This is a genomic window from Streptomyces sp. NPDC013157, assembly GCF_042899865.1.
Classification (GTDB): Bacteria; Actinomycetota; Actinomycetes; order Streptomycetales; family Streptomycetaceae; genus Streptomyces.
This window is the reverse complement of sequence record NZ_JBIBAK010000015.1, coordinates 157535-174852: the sequence shown is the minus strand read 5'-3', so window position 1 is coordinate 174852 and position 17318 is coordinate 157535. Positions and strand designations below refer to the sequence as shown.

15 protein-coding genes are annotated in these 17318 nt (G+C 72.2%); 8 read left to right on the top strand and 7 right to left on the bottom strand.

Going from position 1 to position 17318, the window contains the following annotated elements:
• Nucleotides 1-129 precede the first annotated feature (129 nt).
• A complete protein-coding gene (locus ACFY6U_RS36530) occupies nucleotides 130-624 on the bottom strand; it encodes a DUF3145 domain-containing protein (protein ID WP_093503479.1) in 495 nt (164 codons plus the stop codon).
• A gap of 253 nt (nucleotides 625-877) precedes the next feature.
• Here ACFY6U_RS36530 and ACFY6U_RS36525 point away from each other — a divergent pair, with 253 nt between their 5' ends.
• From ACFY6U_RS36525 to ACFY6U_RS36515, 3 genes are all read left to right on the top strand, one after another.
• Nucleotides 878-1777: an SGNH/GDSL hydrolase family protein gene (locus ACFY6U_RS36525; RefSeq protein WP_390045252.1), complete on the top strand. Its 900-nt coding sequence runs from the start codon at nucleotides 878-880 to the stop codon at nucleotides 1775-1777.
• 22 nt (nucleotides 1778-1799) lie between these two features.
• Nucleotides 1800-2774, top strand: coding sequence for an aldose epimerase family protein (locus ACFY6U_RS36520; protein ID WP_390045251.1), 975 nt, complete (start codon nucleotides 1800-1802; stop codon nucleotides 2772-2774).
• Between the two features lie 292 nt (nucleotides 2775-3066).
• Nucleotides 3067-4302, top strand: coding sequence for a pyroglutamyl peptidase (locus ACFY6U_RS36515; protein ID WP_390045249.1), 1236 nt, complete (start codon nucleotides 3067-3069; stop codon nucleotides 4300-4302).
• On the opposite strand, the gene ACFY6U_RS36510 is transcribed toward ACFY6U_RS36515, so the two are convergent.
• A complete protein-coding gene (locus ACFY6U_RS36510; RefSeq protein ID WP_390045247.1) occupies nucleotides 4292-5080 on the bottom strand; it encodes an EI24 domain-containing protein in 789 nt (262 codons plus the stop codon). The two genes, ACFY6U_RS36515 and ACFY6U_RS36510, sit on opposite strands and share 11 nt — an antisense overlap.
• 147 nt (nucleotides 5081-5227) lie before the next feature.
• Nucleotides 5228-6082: a hypothetical protein gene (locus ACFY6U_RS36505; protein ID WP_390045245.1), complete on the bottom strand. Its 855-nt coding sequence runs from the start codon at nucleotides 6080-6082 to the stop codon at nucleotides 5228-5230.
• A 179-nt stretch (nucleotides 6083-6261) separates the two neighbouring features.
• Between ACFY6U_RS36505 and ACFY6U_RS36500 the strand changes: the two genes are divergently transcribed.
• Nucleotides 6262-7422, top strand: coding sequence for a serine hydrolase domain-containing protein (locus ACFY6U_RS36500; protein ID WP_390045243.1), 1161 nt, complete (start codon nucleotides 6262-6264; stop codon nucleotides 7420-7422).
• 143 nt (nucleotides 7423-7565) lie between these two features.
• Here ACFY6U_RS36500 and ACFY6U_RS36495 read toward each other — a convergent pair whose 3' ends face one another.
• The gene (locus ACFY6U_RS36495; protein ID WP_390045241.1) at nucleotides 7566-10394 is read right to left on the bottom strand and encodes an NPCBM/NEW2 domain-containing protein; all 2829 of its coding nucleotides are present in this window, start codon (nucleotides 10392-10394) and stop codon (nucleotides 7566-7568) included.
• Nucleotides 10395-10644: 250 nt separating this feature from the next.
• A complete protein-coding gene (locus ACFY6U_RS36490) occupies nucleotides 10645-11643 on the bottom strand; it encodes an NADP-dependent oxidoreductase (RefSeq protein WP_390045239.1) in 999 nt (332 codons plus the stop codon).
• A 91-nt stretch (nucleotides 11644-11734) separates the two neighbouring features.
• Between ACFY6U_RS36490 and ACFY6U_RS36485 the strand changes: the two genes are divergently transcribed.
• Nucleotides 11735-12184 (top strand): MarR family winged helix-turn-helix transcriptional regulator, encoded by a 450-nt coding sequence (locus ACFY6U_RS36485; protein WP_390045237.1) that lies wholly within the window; start codon nucleotides 11735-11737, stop codon nucleotides 12182-12184.
• Nucleotides 12185-12222: 38 nt separating this feature from the next.
• Here the strand turns inward: ACFY6U_RS36485 and ACFY6U_RS36480 are convergent, their stop codons facing one another.
• Together ACFY6U_RS36480 and ACFY6U_RS36475 are read right to left on the bottom strand one after the other, a co-directional pair.
• Complete coding sequence (locus tag ACFY6U_RS36480) at nucleotides 12223-12696, bottom strand: carboxymuconolactone decarboxylase family protein (RefSeq protein WP_351493913.1); 474 nt, start codon at nucleotides 12694-12696, stop codon at nucleotides 12223-12225.
• A 197-nt stretch (nucleotides 12697-12893) separates the two neighbouring features.
• The gene (locus ACFY6U_RS36475; RefSeq protein ID WP_390045235.1) at nucleotides 12894-13739 is read right to left on the bottom strand and encodes a hypothetical protein; all 846 of its coding nucleotides are present in this window, start codon (nucleotides 13737-13739) and stop codon (nucleotides 12894-12896) included.
• A 201-nt stretch (nucleotides 13740-13940) separates the two neighbouring features.
• Between ACFY6U_RS36475 and ACFY6U_RS36470 the strand changes: the two genes are divergently transcribed.
• From ACFY6U_RS36470 to ACFY6U_RS36460, 3 genes are all read left to right on the top strand, one after another.
• Nucleotides 13941-15101 carry a mandelate racemase/muconate lactonizing enzyme family protein gene (locus tag ACFY6U_RS36470; protein ID WP_390045233.1) on the top strand — a complete coding sequence of 387 codons (1161 nt, stop codon included), beginning with the start codon at nucleotides 13941-13943 and terminating at the stop codon, nucleotides 15099-15101.
• A complete protein-coding gene (locus tag ACFY6U_RS36465) occupies nucleotides 15098-16102 on the top strand; it encodes a zinc-binding dehydrogenase (RefSeq protein WP_390045231.1) in 1005 nt (334 codons plus the stop codon). The genes ACFY6U_RS36470 and ACFY6U_RS36465 overlap by 4 nt, the downstream gene beginning before the upstream one ends.
• Nucleotides 16103-16215: 113 nt before the next feature.
• The gene (locus tag ACFY6U_RS36460) at nucleotides 16216-17196 is read left to right on the top strand and encodes a hypothetical protein (protein ID WP_390045229.1); all 981 of its coding nucleotides are present in this window, start codon (nucleotides 16216-16218) and stop codon (nucleotides 17194-17196) included.
• Nucleotides 17197-17318 lie beyond the last annotated feature (122 nt).

Genomic DNA, 17318 nt, shown 5'->3' with positions numbered 1-17318 from the left:
GCCTGTGGCAGGGTCGGGGGGGCCTGGCGGCGGGGGGGGGGTTGGCCCCGCTGTGCGGGGCGCCGGGGTTTGGGGGGGGGGGGTCACCGGCGCCAACCCCCACGACGGCGCCGCAGACGGATACTGCGGTCAGACCACCTGGTGGAGCCACCTCACCGGCGCGCCCTCGCCCGCGTAGCGGAAGGGCTCCAGTTCGTCGTCCCACGGCTTGCCCAGCAGCTTGGCGATCTCCGCCTCCAGGGCCGTCTCGCCGCGCTGTGAGCGGGTCAGGGCGGCCCGCAGGCGGTCCTCGGGGATGAGGATGTCGCCGTGGATTCCGGTGACCGCGTGGAAGATGCCGAGGTCGGGGGTGCAGCTGTAGCGCTCGCCCTCGGCCTTCGCGCAGGGCTCGGCGGTGACCTCGAAGCGGAGCAGGTGCCAGCCGCGGAGGGCGGAGGCGAGTTTGGAGGCCGTGCCGACCTCGCCCTGCCAGGAGAACTCGGAGCGCCAGGTGCCGGGGGCGGCCGGCTGGCGGATCCAGTCGAGGTTGACGCGCGTGCCGAGCACCCCGGCGACGGCCCACTCGACGTGCGGGCACAGCGCGCGGGGCGCGGAGTGCACGTACAGAACTCCACGTGTCGTCACCGGAACCTCCGGGCTGAGCGGGACATCTTGCTGGCTGGCCGGCGGCAGTGGCACGACGGCCGCCTTGATGGCGAGGCTACCGTGCGGTGGCGCAAGGAGTGTGACGTACCGTCGGTCCCGCGGCCAGGAAACCCCCGCCATTCACCCAGGGGGACGCTTGTACGGGGGTGGTCCGTTGCAGGGCGCGGGGCGGGAACTCCCGTGCGTTGTCATTACGGGGGACGATCGGGCAAACGGAGAGGACCGACGGGGTATGCGCAAGCAGCGACGCCGGCGTTCGCGTGCCCTGACAGGCACCGTCGCCGTCACCGCCGCGTTGGGGGTGGCCGGGTGCGGTGTCCTGGGCGGTTCCTCCGCCGCGACGAAGAGCGAGAAGACGCGGGCCTCGCGGGTCGTGCAGGTGTGGGACCGCAGCCCGGCCTCGATCGCGGCCGTCGGCGACTCCATCACCCGCGGTTTCGATGCCTGCACGGTCCTCTCGGACTGCCCCGAGGTGTCCTGGGCGACCGGCACCAGTGACCGGGTGGACAGTCTTGCGGTACGGCTGCTGGGGCGGGCGCAGGCGGCCGACCACAGCTGGAACTACGCGGAGACCGGCGCCCGGATGGCCGACCTGCCGGCGCAGATGGCCGACGCGGTGGTACGCAAGCCGCAGTTGGTGACGGTGATGGTGGGGGCGAACGACGCCTGTCGTACGTCGGTGCGGGCGATGACCTCGGTGGCGGACTTCCGCAGCGAGTTCGAGGACGCGCTGGGCACCCTCCACAAGGCGCTGCCGAAGACGCAGGTGTACGTGGCGAGCGTGCCGAACCTGAAGCGGCTGTGGTCGGAGGGGCGGACCAACCCGCTGGGCAAGCAGGTGTGGAAGCTGGGCATCTGCCCGTCCATGCTGTCCGACGCGGACAACCTGACCAGCGTGGCGACCGTGCGCCGGGACAAGGTGCAGCAGCGGGTCGAGGACTACAACAAGGTGCTGGCGGACGTCTGCGCCAAGGACCGGCGGTGCCGTTTCGACGGCGGGGCGGTGTACGCGTACCGGTTCGGGACCGACCAGCTGAGTCACTGGGACTGGTTCCACCCGAGCACCGACGGCCAGTCGAAGCTCGCCGCGATCGCCTACCGGGCCATCACCGCCAAGGACCCGGTGGACTAGACCCTTGGCTTAGGGTTTCCCCATGAGCGAACTTTTCGGCACACTTTCCGACGGCACCGAGGTGCACCGCTGGACGCTGGAGCGCGCGGGGACCCGGGTGCGGGTGCTGTCGTACGGCGGGATCGTGCAGTCGGCCGAGGTCCCGGACCGGGACGGGCGGACGGCGGACGTGGTGCTGGGGTTCGCCGATCTCGTCGGGTATCTGGAGAACCCGGGGCCCTACTTCGGCGCCCTGGTCGGCCGGTACGCCAACCGGATCGCGCACGCCCGCTTCCCGCTGGACGGCGTGACCTACGCCCTGGAGCCCAACAACGCCCCCAACTCCCTGCACGGCGGCGCCCGCGGCTTCGACAAGCGGGTGTGGGAGGTGGCGGCCGTCGAGCACGGGGTGCGGCTGTCGCGGGTGAGCCCGCACGGGGAGGAGGGGTTCCCGGGGCGGCTGAAGGTCGCCGTGACGTACTCGCTGGACGAGTCGGGCGCGCTGCACATCTCCTACGAGGCGGTCACCGACGCGCCGACCGTCGTGAACCTCACCAACCACAGCTACTTCAACCTGGCGGGCTCCGGGAACGCGGGCGGCCACGAGCTGCGGATCGCGGCCTCGCGCTACACCCCCGTGGACGGGGATCTCATTCCGACAGGAGTGCTGGAGGACGTCTCCGGCTCCCGTTTCGACTTCCGTACCGCCCGCAAGGTCGGCTCCGGCTACGACCACAACCTCGTCCTGGACAAGGGGGTGACGGAGACCCCGGTGGAGATCGGCGAGCTGTACGACCCGGTGTCCGGCCGCACCCTCACCGTCGCCACCACCGAACCCGGCATCCAGCTCTACACCGCCGAGCACCTGACCGGCCCCTTCGCCCCCGGCGACGGCGTCGCCCTGGAGACCCAGCACTTCCCGGACTCCCCCAACCGCCCCGATTTCCCGAGCACCCGGCTGGACCCGGGCGGGACCTACCGCTCGGCGACGGTGTACGGCTTCGGGGTGCGGGACTGACGCCACCCGCCGACGCCACTCACTGACGCCGTCCATCGATACGCAAGCCCCGGTCCAGGGGTCAGGTCCCGGACCGGGGCTGCTCAAGGGGGACGCGTCCCGGCTCCGACCTTAGCCGCGGCTGTGAGCCGACGGCCGGTCATCGGGCGCCGCGCCGCGATCTCGTACGAACCCTTCACAAACGCCCACGGGCTCGTGGGGGCGCTCCATGGTGTAGACCACATCGCAGCTCACACGCGATACTGCGCCCGATCGGCACCACGCACCCCACTGCGACGGAAGGCCAACTCCCTTGACTTCCCCACGTGTTCGGATCGGCATTCTCGGCATCGTGCTGCTGGCCGGGGCGCTCGTCCCCACCGCCGCGCACGCGACCACCACCCCCTCCCCCACCGTCGAGGAACAACGGCTCGACCAGCCGGTGCCGCAGGAGATACTCCGGCGGTACGGGTTCGACGCCGTGGCACCCGGGTTCGCCCGTGCGCTGGAGAACGCGCACTCCTACGCACAGGCCCGGCAGGCCGTGGAACGGCAGGGGTCGGCGCTGTGGCGGCGGGCCGTGGACCGCGCCCAGGGGCGCGGGCCCGCCGGGGGTGATCTGAGCCGGGACGACGACCGGCCGTTGTACTGGGCGCGGCTCGGGATGACGCGGGAGGTGCGCACCTGGGAGCCCGGGTTCGGGGTGAGCGAGCGGCAGCGGGCCGCGCTGCTGGACCTGCTGGAGCGGACCTCGCGCGGGCAGAGCGGCATCCGGTACCCGGACAAGGGCGTGCGGCGGATCCTCGTCACCGGGTTCGACCCGTTCACGCTGGACCGGGACATCCGGATCTCCAACCCGTCCGGGGCGAGCGCGCTGGCCCTGGACGGGACCGTGATCGAGACCGACGAGGGGCCGGCGCGGGTGGAGACGGCCGTGTTCCCGGTGCGGTGGGACGACTTCGCGGCCGGGACCGTCGAGCGGACGCTCCGGCCGTACCTGCCGGAGGTGGACCTGTTCACGACCGTGAGCCAGGGGCGCGTCGGGCGGTTCGACGTGGAGCGGACGAACGGCGCCTGGCGGGGCGGGTTCCCCGACAACGAGAACATCGGCCGGACCGGGACCGTGCCGGTCACCGACCCGGCCTCGCAGCCGCAGTGGACGACCACCACCCTCCCGTACGCGGCGATCACGGCGGCGGACACGGGGCGCTTCCCGGTCTACGACCACACCGAGGTGACCGAGATCCCGGCCGGGGGCGGCGATCCCGTCGTACGCCCGGACGGGCCGACCGCCGGGTCCACCGCGCGGGCCGGGGGCGGCGGGGACTACCTGTCCAACGAGATCGCCTACCGGGCCACGCTGCTGCGCGACCGGCTCGGGCTGCACGACACGCTGCCCGGCGGGCATGTGCACACGCCGGTGCTGCAGTTCGGTGCCGGGAACACGACACAGGTGACCGACCCGGAGTTCGTACGGAACCGGGTGGACATCATCGACCAGGTGCGGGCGATCGTGACCGTGGCGGCGGACGCGAGCCTCAGGAACTGACGGGTTCGTCCGCCCGCTCGTCCTCCGCCGCCGTCTCCTCGCCCAGCAGGTCGCGGGCGAGGAGGGTGGCGCCCGCGACCGCGCCCGGCATCAGGAACACCGCGACGAACGGGACCAGGAAGGCCAGGCCCAGCGGGGTGCCGAAGCCCCACACCAGGGTCCTGCGGGAGCGCAGCAGGGTGAGCCGGGCGCGCAGGTCGACGCCCCGGCGCTGGAGGGCGACGGCGGTGAGTTCCTCGGTGAGGAAGAAACCGGTGACGAAGAAGCCGATGACCGGGACGACGGTCTGGCCGACGAAGGGCAGGAAGCCGAGGGCGAAGAGCAGGACGCCCCAGAGGCCGGCCCGGACCAGGATGCGCAGGCTGTCCCGGGCCGAGATCCACAGTTCGCGCCAGAACGGCAGCCCGGACTCGGGCGCGGTGCCGTCGGGCGAGACGTCCGCGTCGACCTTCTCGGAGAGGTTCTCGTAGAACGGCTGGCCGACCAGCAGCGTCACCGCGGTGAAGGTGAGGACGGCGCCGAGGAGGCCGAGGGCGAACAGGACTGCGGTGAGGAAGCCGCGGAAGAGGCCGAGCCAGGGGCTGGACCAGTCGTCGGCGAACGGGGTGGCCCAGGCGACGAAGTCCGCTCCCCATATCGCGAGGGCGACCAGGGCCGCCGCGTAGAGGACGAGGGTGATCAGGCCGGGCAGCAGACCGAAACCGAACTGCCTGCCGTGCCGGCCGACCCACCGCTGGCCCTTCAGGAGATATCCGAAGCCCACCCCGAGATCACGCATGGCCAAAACTTTACCGGGGACGTTGCAGCGCCCCGTGAGGGGCGCCGGGGGTACCCCCGGCCGAAGGCCGGGGGAGGAACTGCGCGACCGGCCACGACGGCGCCGCGGACGAACGACGGCGCATGTGCGGCCATCCCGGCGGAGCGCCTACGCGGGCGTCACCGCCACCACCAGACCCCGGTCCGCCGCCGGGCTGGCCGCCGCCGACACCCGTACCGCCGTCGCCCTGGCCACCCGGCCCGCACGGGCCGCACCGGCCAGCAGGAGGGGCTGGAGCTGTTCGAGTCCGGTCACGGCGAGTTCCTCGGCGGCGATCAGGGCCGGGCCGGCCGCCCTGGCCGTCTTCGCCGCCGCCTCCGTCAGGTCCGCCAGCGGCGGCAGCGCGGCCCGGACCACGCCCGCGCCCGCGGCGGTCGCACGCTCGGCCAGGGCCGCCTGGAGGGGCAGCAGCGGGGCCACGGCCGAGGTGACGGCGTCGGCGATGCGGTGGAGTTCGGGGGCGGAGTCGCGGAGCACCTCGGCCGCGGTGCGCAGCAGCGGGGTGAGGGCCAGCAGGACGCCGGCCGCCCCGCCCGCGGCCGCCGGCAGCAACGGGGACAGCGCCTCGGTCAGTTCACGGAGCGCCGCCGCGAACTCCTCCACCGCCGGCTCCACCGCGTCCAGCATCGGCAGCAGGCTGTCCCTGAGGGCCGTCAGGAGCGGTTCGGCCACCGGGTGCACGGCCAGCGGGGCGCCGCTGGTGCCGAGCCGGGTGAGGGTCTCCACGACGCGGTAGAAGGCCTCCTGCGCCCCCGGTGCGGCACTGGCCTCGGCCAGCTCCGCGGTCGTACGGCGCAGGACGCGCAGCAGTTCGGGGGCCGAGCCCTCGCGCGGGTCCAGGGTGTTGATCGCGATCTTCGTGAGGTTCTGGGCGGTGTCCAGGAGCTGGCCGGTGATGTCGGTGGTGCTGCGGGCCATGCGCAGCACGTCCGCCCTGCCGGGAAGTGAGGGAATCGTCGCCATGGGCCGGGGCCCTCCCGCCGCTGTGGGGTCTGTCCGCGGTGTGTCCGCCCTCAGCATGCCCCGGTTGAGTCGAACAGGTACATCTCGCCGTACCGATCGCAGGAAGGGGTAGGTCGCCCAGGTGGGTAGGGCGTTGTTCACAGTGGGAGCTGCCCCGGCGGCTCGGTTGAGGAGAACGGATGACGCAGGAGATCACCGTCCAGGGCACGGTCGCGGAGGGCTTCGAGGCGGTGCGCGAGGAGTTCGCCGCCTTCGTCGCCGGCGGACCGGCCGACTACGAGGGGCAGTTGTGTGCGTACGTCCACGGCCGGCGGGTCGTCGACCTGTGGGCGGGCGAGGGGGCCTGCGGGGACTCCCTGTACGGCGTGTTCTCGTCCACGAAGGGGGCGGCGCATCTGGTCGTGGCGATGCTGGTGCAGGACGGCACACTGGAGCTGGACCGCAAGGTCACCTACTACTGGCCGGAGTTCGGCGCCGAGGGCAAGGGCACGCTGACCCTGCGGGACCTGCTCGCGCACCGGGCGGGCCTGGTCGGCACCGACACCGGGTTCAGCGCGCAGGAGCTGTCCGACGACCGCGCGATGGCCGAACGCCTCGCCGACCAGCGGCCGTTCTGGCGCCCGGGCACGGCCTTCGGCTACCACGCCCTCGTCATCGGGGCGCTCACCGGCGAGGTGGTACGGCGCGCGACCGGCCGTACGCTCCAGGACGTGTACGAGGAGCGGGTCCGGGCGCCGTACGGCATCGGCTTCTTCCTGGGCCTGCCGGCCGCGCACGAGCCGCGTTTCCGCACCACCCAGCCGATGCTGCCCACCCCCGACCAGGAGGCCCTGCTCGACTCCGTCCCGTCCGGCCCGCAGACCCTCGCGGGGATCGCCTTCAACGAACACGCCGCCGAGCCCGCGGACCTGACCGTCCTCCCGAACGACCGCCTGGTCCGCGCCAAGGGCCCGGCCTCCTTCGGCGGCGTGGCGTCCGCGCGAGGCCTGGCCGGGATGTACGCGGCCCTGCTCAGCGAGATCGACGGCAAGGCGCCGCTGCTGAAGGAGGACACGGTTGCGGAGTTCGGCCAGGTCCACTCGGTCGGTTACGACCTGGTGGCCCGCACCCACAAGTCGTACGGCCTCGGCTTCCAGGCGACGGCCGACACCTGGCACCCGTTCCTCGGCGCGGGCACGATCGGCCACAGCGGTGCGGCGGGCTCGCAGGCGTTCGCGGACCCGAGGAGCGGCATCGCCTACGGCTACACGCGGCGCCGTTTCGCCTTCCCAGGCGGCGCCGCACCGGAGAACGACCGCTTGGCGCTGGCCGTCAACAGGGCCGCACTCGAAACCCGCTGAGCGCAACCCGCCCAAGGGGCGCTGAGGGTACCCCCGGCCGAAGGCCGGGGGAGGAACTGCGCGAGAAACCACCGACCGCCCGCACCCGGCACTGAACCGCACCCCGCAGACGAGTAGGCCGCCCCGCCCCCCAATGGCGCGGCCTACTCACCGCACGCAAGCCTCGCCCCACCCCAGTCCGCATGGTCATGCGCGTTCCCGTCCCCGCCGTCGCCCACGAGGAGATGCAGCTCCTGGACGCCGGTCACGTCGACGTCCAGCACCGCCCCCGCCGACTCCCCGGTCAGCACCGGCGTCGCCGCCAGCGTCCGGCCGTCCCCGACCAGGGAGAACACGACCGACCCGTACGGCGCCACCTCGTCGTCGACGCCGACCGTGGCGGTGAACCGGCTGCAGTCGCCGCCCAGATGGAAGGCCACGTCACTGGCGGCGTGCGCACCGAGCCCCTTGCCGAACGCGGCGCCCCGGACGCTCATCGGCCGTCCGTCCCCCGCCGCCTGCTCCCCGTTGGACATGTCGCGCTCCACCGGCCCCCATCCGTTGTCGGCTGCCACGAAGGACAGGTCGCTCAGGTACGGGTTCCCCGTCGGCGCCGGAATCGGCACCCGCGTGCTCGCGGCCCCGTACGTCCAGTGCCGCACCCCGCCGCGGTCGTAGGTGGCCAGCGGCACGAACGTGTTGGTCACCGGGGTGTCCGTGGCCGTCGGCGCGGTGACGGTCCAGCTCGCCGTGACCGACCGGCCGGGGTCGACCTCGGCGAAGGTGACGGGCGTGGTGGGGGTGGCCCGCCAGTTCGCCGGGGTGCCCGGGGTCAGGGTCAGGCCGGTGGCGGCGCCGCCGGTCGCCGGGAGGGTGAAGGTGGTGGTGAGGGTCGCCGACGCGCCCCGCTGGACGGTGGCGGGCAGGCCGGCGGTGAGGGCGGCCGGGGGTGCGGCGGGGTGCCGTACGGGGGTTACGGCCAGGTTGTCGAACTCGTCGGTCTGGTAGCCGACGACGCCGAGGCCGACCTGTCCGGTCGGGTAGGCGGAGTCGTCGACCGCGCCGACCCGGCGGCCGTCGACGCTCGCGGTGATGGTGGTGCCGCTGAAGCTCAGGGCGAGGGTGTGCCAGTGCCGGGTGCCCAGCGCCCGGGTGGTGCCGGACGCGAGGGTGGTCAGCCGGCCGGCGGTGTCGCTCCTGACGATGGACCAGGCACCGGTGTCGGCGGCCCGCAGGAAGTAACCCGCCTGGTGGGACTGGGGGCGCTGCTGCTCGCCCGCCCGGCCGATGAGCTCGACGGTTCCGGGCTGCTCCAGACGGACGTCCGAACTGACCGTGTAGTCACGCCAGTTGGTGTCGCCGAGCAGGGCGAACGCGTCGCTGTCGTCCTGCCACTCGATGGGCTGCTGCGCCGCCATCTGCCGTACGCAGCGGCCTCGCCGTCCGCCGCCGCACACCGCGGTCTCGAAGGAACCCTGCATGTCGGAGAGGTACTTGGCCTCCCGGCCGGGGACGGGCTGCTCGAAGGAGTCCCGGTAGGGCAGGGCGAGACGGCCCTGCGGCGGGCTGACGGCGGTGCCGTGGCCCTGGCCGGTGGTGGTGGTCAGGGAGTAGACATGACCGGGCTGCAGGGTCACCGAGAAGCGCCCGGCCCGGGGGATCACGTCACCGGTGTGGACGAAGCCCCGGCCGCCGGCGGCGAGGTCGGTGGCCCAGATGTGCACGATGCCGGTCGGCAGCCCGCCGCCCACCGTGAAGTCGGCGCTCTGCGCAGTGCTCGCGGTGGAGGTCTCGACGATGGTGCTGTAGGCCGAGTTGTCGGCCGGCTTGAGGGTGACGTAGCTGCCGTTGGCCCGGTCGCCGCCGAGGTAGCCGCTCGCCTGGTCGTCGAACCTCCAGCCCGGCCGCGTGACCTGGGTGACCTGGGCGGTGGTCCACAGGCTGGTGCCGAGGTCGTAGGCCCCTGACCACGGCTGGTCGGCGGTCGCGAGGCCGACCGTGTCGTACGGCAGGTTGGGGTAGATCGCCGCCAGCAGGGGCCAGTTGAGGTAGGCGGTGTACCGGCCGTCGAGGTAGCCGCGGGTGATGGAGCGGATCAGCGCGCCGGCGCCGGAGTTCTCGTCGAGGGAGCCGTTCTCGCTGGCCCACAGGGGTTTTCCGGTGGCCTGGGCGGTGTCGGAGCTGGCGCAGGTGTCGGCGCTGCCGCCGTCGCCGCCCTCGCACGGGTAGTGGACGCCGACGACATCGACGGAGTCCGCGAACTGCGGGTCGGCGGCGACGGTGTCGGCCACGTCCAGGCCCGAGTCGGCGGCGACGATCCGCACCGGGAGGTGCCGGGCCGCGAGCGCGGCGTGCAGCTTCTCGTACCAGACCGTGTCGTAGCCGCGTTCGTTCCAGCCGCCCAGGTAGTCGATGTCCAGGCCGTGCTGCCGGGCGCAGCCCAGCCAGTCGACCAGGTAGTCGATCATGTCCTGGGACCAGAAGTCGCCGCCGCCCGGGGTGTTGCCGGGGTTCCCGATCCACCCGGGGGCGCCCCAGGCCAGGCCGTACAGCTCGATGTCCGGGTTGCGCTTCTTCGCCTGCTCCATCAGCCACCACTCGTAGCCGCTGTCGCAGTGCACGGTGCCGCGCGTGTGCTCGATGCTGGGTTCGGAGCCGTCGGTGGAATTGGTGTCGCCACCGACCTCCACCTTGAGCAGTTGCAGGGCGGCCCCGTAGCCGGGCTTGAAGAGGTAGTCGAGTATGCGGCTGCGCTGCGGCTCGGGGTAGTCGATGAGCAGCCGGGAGTTGCCTCCGCCGCCGCTGATGGCGCCGATTCCGTCGAAGGTGCGGCCGGTGCCGGAGCCGTCCACGGCGATCCTGGTGGTCGCCGGCGGCATGGACGGTGCCGCGGCGGCCTGTCCTGACAACGATGTCAGGGCGGTGAACAGAAGCGCGAGGCAGCTGATGACCGCGCTCCATGGCAGCACGCGGTACCGGACGGACTGGAGCATGCGGCTCTCCCGACCCTGAGACCCAGCGGAGGCGAACACCTCCGCACATAGGGCTACAGGAACACACAGCTCCAGGGAAGACTCCGGACAGGATCAAACAAGGGAACGGGCGAGTGACTCACTCGCCTCGGCCGCCACACCAGGACGGCAAGGAGCAACGGCTCGTCGCGGGCAGGGAGTTCCGGGAGCGCCACGGGCCCCGCCTCCGTCGCGACGAGCCGTGCGGGCGCACAGGGCGCCCGCGGCTCCCCTACAGCTTGACGATCATCTTTCCGGTGTTGTCGCCGCGCAGGACCCCGAGGAACGCCTCCAGGTTGTTCTCGATGCCCTCGACGACCGTCTCGCGGTACTTGAGCTGTCCGGAGGCCACCCACGGGCCGACCTCGGCGACGAACTGCGGCTGCAGGTCGTAGTGGTCGCCGACCAGGAAGCCCTCGATCCGGCCGCGGGTCTGGATGAGGCGGGCGAGGTTCTTCGGGCCGGGGACGGGCTCGGTGCTGTTGTAGACGGAGATCATGCCGCAGACGGCGATCCGGCCGTCGCGGTTCAGCTGCCCGATCGCCGCCTCCAGGTGGTCGCCGCCGACGTTGTCGAAGTAGACGTCGACGCCGTCGGGCGCGGCCGCGCGGAGCTGCTCGCCGACCGGGCCGTTCTTGTAGTTGAAGGCCGCGTCGAAGCCGTACTCCTCGACCAGCAGCTTGACCTTCTCGTCGGAGCCGGCCGAGCCGATCACCCGCGAGGCGCCCTTGAGCCTGGCGATCTGGCCGACCTGGCTGCCGACCGCGCCGGCCGCGCCGGAGACGAAGACGGAGTCGCCCTCCTTGAAGGAGGCGGTGCGCAGCAGGCCCGCGTAGGCGGTGAGGCCGGTCATGCCGAGGACGCCGAGGTACGTCGACAGGGGCGCGGCGTCGGCGTCGACCTTGACCGCGTTCTTCGCGTCCACGACCGCGTACTCGCGCCAGCCGAGGAAGTGCAGGACGTGGTCGCCGACCGCGAGGCCCTCGGCGTTCGACTCGACGACCTCGCCGACCGCGCCGCCCTGCATGACCTTGCCCAGCTCGAAGGGGGCGACGTACGACTTCGCGGCACTCATCCGGCCGCGCATGTACGGGTCGACGGAGAGGTACTTGTTCCGTACCAGCACCTGCCCCTCACCCGGCGTGGGGACCTCCGCCTCGACCAGGGCGAAGTCCTCGGGCTTCGGCCAGCCGACGGGACGACTGAGCAGGTGCCACTCGCGGTTGATCATGACATGCGCCTTTCCGAAATTACTTCAGTACCTGAAACAACCATGCTCCTGAATATTTCAGGATGTCAAGTAACGCGGTACCCTGGAGCGCATGTCCTCCACACAGTCCACCCCAGCGCAGACCCGCCGCCCCGACGCCCTGACCCTGGAGGTCGTCGAGCTCATCGGGGACGTCGTGGCCCGTTTCTACGCGGACTACGAGGAGGCGGCGGGCGAGCACGCGCTCACCGGGGCGCAGGCGCGGCTGCTCAGCCTGCTCTCGCTGGAGCCGCTGCCGATGCGGAAGCTGGCGCAGAAGCTGAAGTGCGAGCCGTCCAACGTGACGGGGATCGTGGACCGACTGGAGGCGCGCGGGCTCGTGGAGCGGCGGCCCGACCCGGCCGACCGCCGGGTGAAGCTGGCCGCGGCGACGGACGAGGGGCGCCGGGTCGCCCGTGACCTGCGCGAGGGGTTGCGCTTCGCGCGCGAGCCGCTGGCCGGGCTTTCGGACCAGGAGCGGCTGTCCCTGCGGGATCTGCTGCGCAGGATGCTGGACGCCTAGGGGCCGGCCCCTCACGGTGCCGGCCCTCTCGGAGCGGGTTACGCGAACTGGCCGGGCCGGTAGTCGCCGGCCGGCTGCCGGAAGATGACGTTCAGCCGGTTGTAGGCGTTGATCAGGGCGATCGTCGCCACCAGCGCGACGAGTTCCTCTTCGGTGTAGTGCTTGGCCGCGTTCTCCCACACCTCGTCGGGGACACCGCCCGCCGCGTCGGCGATCCGGGTGCCCTGCTCGGCGAGTTCCAGGGCGGCGCGCTCGGCCTCGGTGAAGACGGTCGCCTCGCGCCAGGCGCCGACCATGTGGAGGCGCTGCTGGGTCTCGCCGGCTTCGGCCGCGTCCTTGGTGTGCATGTCGAGACAGAAGCCGCAGCCGTTGATCTGGCTGGCGCGGATCTTGACCAGTTCCAGGGTGGCGGCGGGGATCGACGTCCCCTCGGCGGCCTTGCCCGCGCCGTTGAAGGCCTTGATCAGCCTGTTGCCGGCGGGGCCGGCGAAGAGATTCAGACGGGCTTCCATGGGGTGCTCCCTGTGGTGTGGCTCAGTGGGTTGCACCCCTACGACGGAGCGGGTTCGTCGAATGTGACACGTTTGCTGGATTTGCTTTGGTGGGTTCTTTGGGTGCGGGCCGGTGGGGGCTGGTCGCGCCCACGCGGCGGAGCCGCAGACCGATACAGCCCCGCGCCCCTTACGGGGCGCTCCAGCGGGCGCATCTTTCAGGTACACCACCACAAGAACCGGTTGCACGTCTCGCTCGGAGACGGGGCCGGGGACGGGTCCGACGTCGTCGGGTTCGCCGTCGGGGTGGAGCCCGCCGTGGATGTCGCCGTCGCCGTCGGCTTGCTGCTGACCGGGCCCGTCGTCGCCGACTGGGCGTCCGCGTCCTTCGGGGACGCCGACGGGGAGCCGGACGCCTTGTCCTTCGAGGAGGAGGGGGACGGGGACGGGGAGGGGGTGGCCGATGCGGAGCCCGTGGCGCCTGTCGTGCCGGAGGTGTCGTCCAGGGGCTGGGCCGTCGCGCCGGGGGACGACGTCGACGTGCCGCCGTCGGTCGTGTCGCCGCCCGCCGAGGCCGGGCCGGGGCTGGTGAACGGTATCGCGTCCGTGCCGAGTTCGGCGAGGCTCAGCCCGCCCGCCGCCAGCACGCACGCCGCGGCCACCAGCAGGACCCTGCGGCGCCGTCGGCGATGGGCCGCGGCCTTGCGGTCGCGACGGCTTCCGTCGGGGGCGGACAGCGGCTCCTCGGGATCCTCGGCGAAACGCTCGGCGGTCTGCCCCCGGCTCCGGCCGCCGCGCCCGCGCGCCGCCCGCCGCCGCTCGGCCCGGCCGCCCGCCGACGGTCCGTCGGCCTCGGCATCCTCGGCGTCCTCGTCGCCGGCCGGTCCGGGGCCGTATCCGCCGTCGGCGGACTCCGGCTCCGTGTACGGCGCTTCACCGGGCGTGACCGATCCGGAGGGGGCCGCCCCCGGCGCTGACGCGCGTAGTGTTTCGGCGGCGGTGCCGCACCCCGGGCAGGCGAGGGCGCCGTTGAGGTGCCGTCGGCACGGGTGGCAGTAGTCCATGACGCGGGAAGACTAAGTTCCCCACGAGTCACTTAACCAGCCGCCTCTGTGAAGGTTCTGTGGGGGACCGAAAAACGTATCGCAAGCCTTGCCGAAACCGTTACCTGTTCGACCCATTGACACCCCTACCGCCCCGTCCTTACTGTCACGCCAGCATTTCGAACGTGTGACGAAATCTCGAACAGCTGAGGGGCAACTGCCGTGCGCATCACCGGAATCAGCACACACGTGGTCGGGACGCCGTGGCGCAACCTGACCTACGTCCAGGTGCACACCGACGAGGGGATCACCGGAGTCGGCGAGACCCGGATGCTCGGTCACACCGACGCGCTGATCGGCTACCTGCGAGAGGCCGAGGCCAACCACATTCTCGGTTCGGACCCGTTCGCGGTGGAAGACCTGGTACGCCGGATGAAGTACGGCGACTACGGCCGGGCGGGTGAAATCGTGATGTCCGGGATCGCCGTGATCGAGATGGCCTGCTGGGACATCAAGGGCAAGGCGCTGGGCGTGCCCGTGTGGCAGCTGCTCGGCGGGAAGGTGACCGACAAGGTCAAGGCGTACGCCAACGGCTGGTACACCACCGAGCGGACCCCGGAGGCCTACCACAAGGCCGCGCAGGGCGTCATGGAGCGCGGGTACAAGGCGCTGAAGATCGACCCGTTCGGCACCGGGCACTTCGAGCTGGACCACGAGCAGACCCTGTACGCCGTGTCGCTCATCGAGGCCGTCCGGGACGCCATCGGGCCGGACGCCGAGCTGATGCTGGAGATGCACGGCCGGTTCTCGCCCTCCACCGCGGTACGGCTCGTGCGCGAGCTCGCGCCCTTCAAGCCGGCCTGGCTGGAGGAGCCGTGCCCGCCGGAGAACCTGAAGGCGCTGGAGAAGGTCGCCGCCAAGGTGGACATCCCGGTCGCCACCGGTGAGCGCATCCACGACCGCATCGAGTTCCGCGAGCTCTTCGAGAGCCAGGCCGTCGACATCATCCAGCCGGACGTCGGCCATATCGGCGGAATCTGGGAGACCCGGAAGCTCGCCGCGACCGCCGAGACGCACTACGTGCTGGTCGCCCCGCACAACGTCGGCGGCTCCGTGCTCACCGCCGCCTCCCTCCAGGTCGGGTTCACCTCCCCGAACTTCAAGATCCTGGAGCACTTCAACGACTTCGCCGACGCCGAGATCAAGAAGGTCGTCACGGGGGCGCCGGAGGTCGTGGACGGCTACTTCCACCTGTCCGACGAGCCGGGGCTCGGGGTCGAGTTCGACGCCGACGCGGCCGCCGAGTTCCCGCAGCAGCAGGCCCGGTTCGACCTGTGGGCCGAGGGCTGGGAGCAGCGCAAGCCCAAGGGGACGTCGAAGTGAGTTCCCAGGTAGTCGTCGAGGCGCCGGGCGCCCACCGGGTCGAGGAGCACACGCCCCGCGAGCCGGGTCCCGGCGAGGCGCTGGTCGCCGTGCACGCGGTCGGGATTTGCGGAAGCGACCGCGAGGTGTACCAGGGGAACCGGCCCGAGGGGTATGTGCGCTACCCGTTGACGCCGGGCCACGAGTGGTCGGGGACGGTACGGGCGGTCGGCGCCGGAGTGCCCGCCTCGCTCGTCGGCCGCAAGGTGGTCGGCGAGGGGTTCCGGAACTGCCAGGTGTGCGACCGCTGTCACGCCGGGGAGACCACCCTGTGCACCGACGGCTACGAGGAGACCGGCTTCACCCAGCCGGGCGCCATGGCCGCCACCCTCACCCTCCCCGCCCGCCTGCTGCACGCCCTCCCGGACGACGCCGACCTCACCGCCGCCGCCCTGCTCGAGCCGGCCGCCTGCATCGCGGCCGCCGCGCTCAAGGGCAACGCGCAGCCGGGCGAGCGGGTCGCGGTGGTCGGCACCGGGACGCTCGGGATGTTCGCCGTGCAGTTCCTGCGCGCGATCTCGCCGAGTGAACTGCTGGTGGTCGGGACGCGCAACGACCGGGAGGCGCTGTCCCGGCAGTTCGGGGCCACCGACTTCCGCACCAAGGACCAGGAACTTCCCGACGACTTCGACGTCGTCATCGAGACCGCCGGGTCCGCGTCCGCCGCGCGCACCGCCGCCTCCCTGCTCAGGCGCGGCGGACGCCTGGTCCTGACCGGGATCCCGGCCGCGGGCGCCGACGGCCTGGACCCGACCGATCTCGTCGTACGGCAACTGGAGGTGCACACCGTCTTCGGGGCACCGCCGGACGCCTGGTCGCACACGGTCCGCGTCTTCGGGGCCGGCCTCCTCGACCCGTTGCCGCTGGTCACGCACGAGCTGCCGCTGACCGAGTTCCCGCAGGCCATCGAGCTGGTGGGGGCCGGTGATCCGAAGGTGGGCAAGGTGCTGCTCCGCCCCTAGTCGTACGCCGGTCGCGGCGTGCCCTGACCTCGCCGTGGCCGGCGTACCACCAAAGCCTTTTTCTGCCCCGAGCCGCGAACCTTGTCCGAAATACCGAACACGAAGGACAGCTTGTGACGACCGACGCTTCCGTTACGGCGGCCCGCCGACCCGGTGAGCAGGCGCTCGCCGCCCTCGGCCTGGGCGCGCCCGCTCTCGACCCCGCCGACGCCTCCGCCCACAGCTTCCCGGGCGGCGGCAAGTGGCGCACCGAGATCCCCTCCTGCGAGGGTCCCGAGGCGCTGGCCGTCGTCCTCAAGGAGTCCTCGCGGCTCGACGTGCCGATCCACCGGATCAGCCAGGGCAGCGGGGTGTGGATGCTCACCGACGCCGAGATCACCGAGATGGTCGAGGCGACGAACGAACGGGACATCGAGCTCTGCCTGTTCACCGGCCCGCGCGGCACCTGGGACATCGGCGGCTCGGTGCGCTCCGACTCGCGGGGGGCCGGACTGCGTGCCCGCGGCCACGACGCCGTCGCCGGCTGCGTCGAGGACGCGGTCCGGGCGACCGAGTTGGGCGTCAAGTGCCTGCTGGTCGCCGACGAGGGCGTGCTGTGGACGCTGCACCGGGCCCGGCAGTCGGGGATCATCCCGGCCGACACGACCCTGAAGGTCTCGGCGCTGGTCGGTCCCGTCAACCCCGCCTCGTACTCCGTCTTCGAGCACCTGGGCGCCGACTCCATCAACGTGCCGAGCGACCTGACGCTCGATCACCTCACCGAGATCCGGCGGGTGTCGGGTGCCCCCATGGACATGTACATCGAGGCTCCCGACGACCTCGGCGGCTACATCCGGATGTACGAGGTCGCCGAGCTGATCCGGCGCGGCGCGCCGGTGTACCTGAAGTTCGGTCTGTCCAAGGCCCCCGGCATCTACCCGTGGGGCAACCACCTGCGGGACGTGACCCTCAGCACCGCCAAGGAGCGGGTGCGGCGGGGGCGGCTCGCCCTGGACCTGCTCGCGCGGCACGGGGCGGACGGGGAGATGGCGCCGCTGGGGTCGCGGCTGCCGGGAGCTCTCCGACGGTTCCCCGTCGAGGGTGCCGCTGAATGAGCGATGGGGACTGCAGGCCGTCGGTGGCTGGTCGCGCCCACGCGGCGGAGCCGCACATCAACTGCAGCCCCGCGCCCCTATGGGGCGCGCTTCAACTGACCTTGCTTGAAACCTCTCAACGA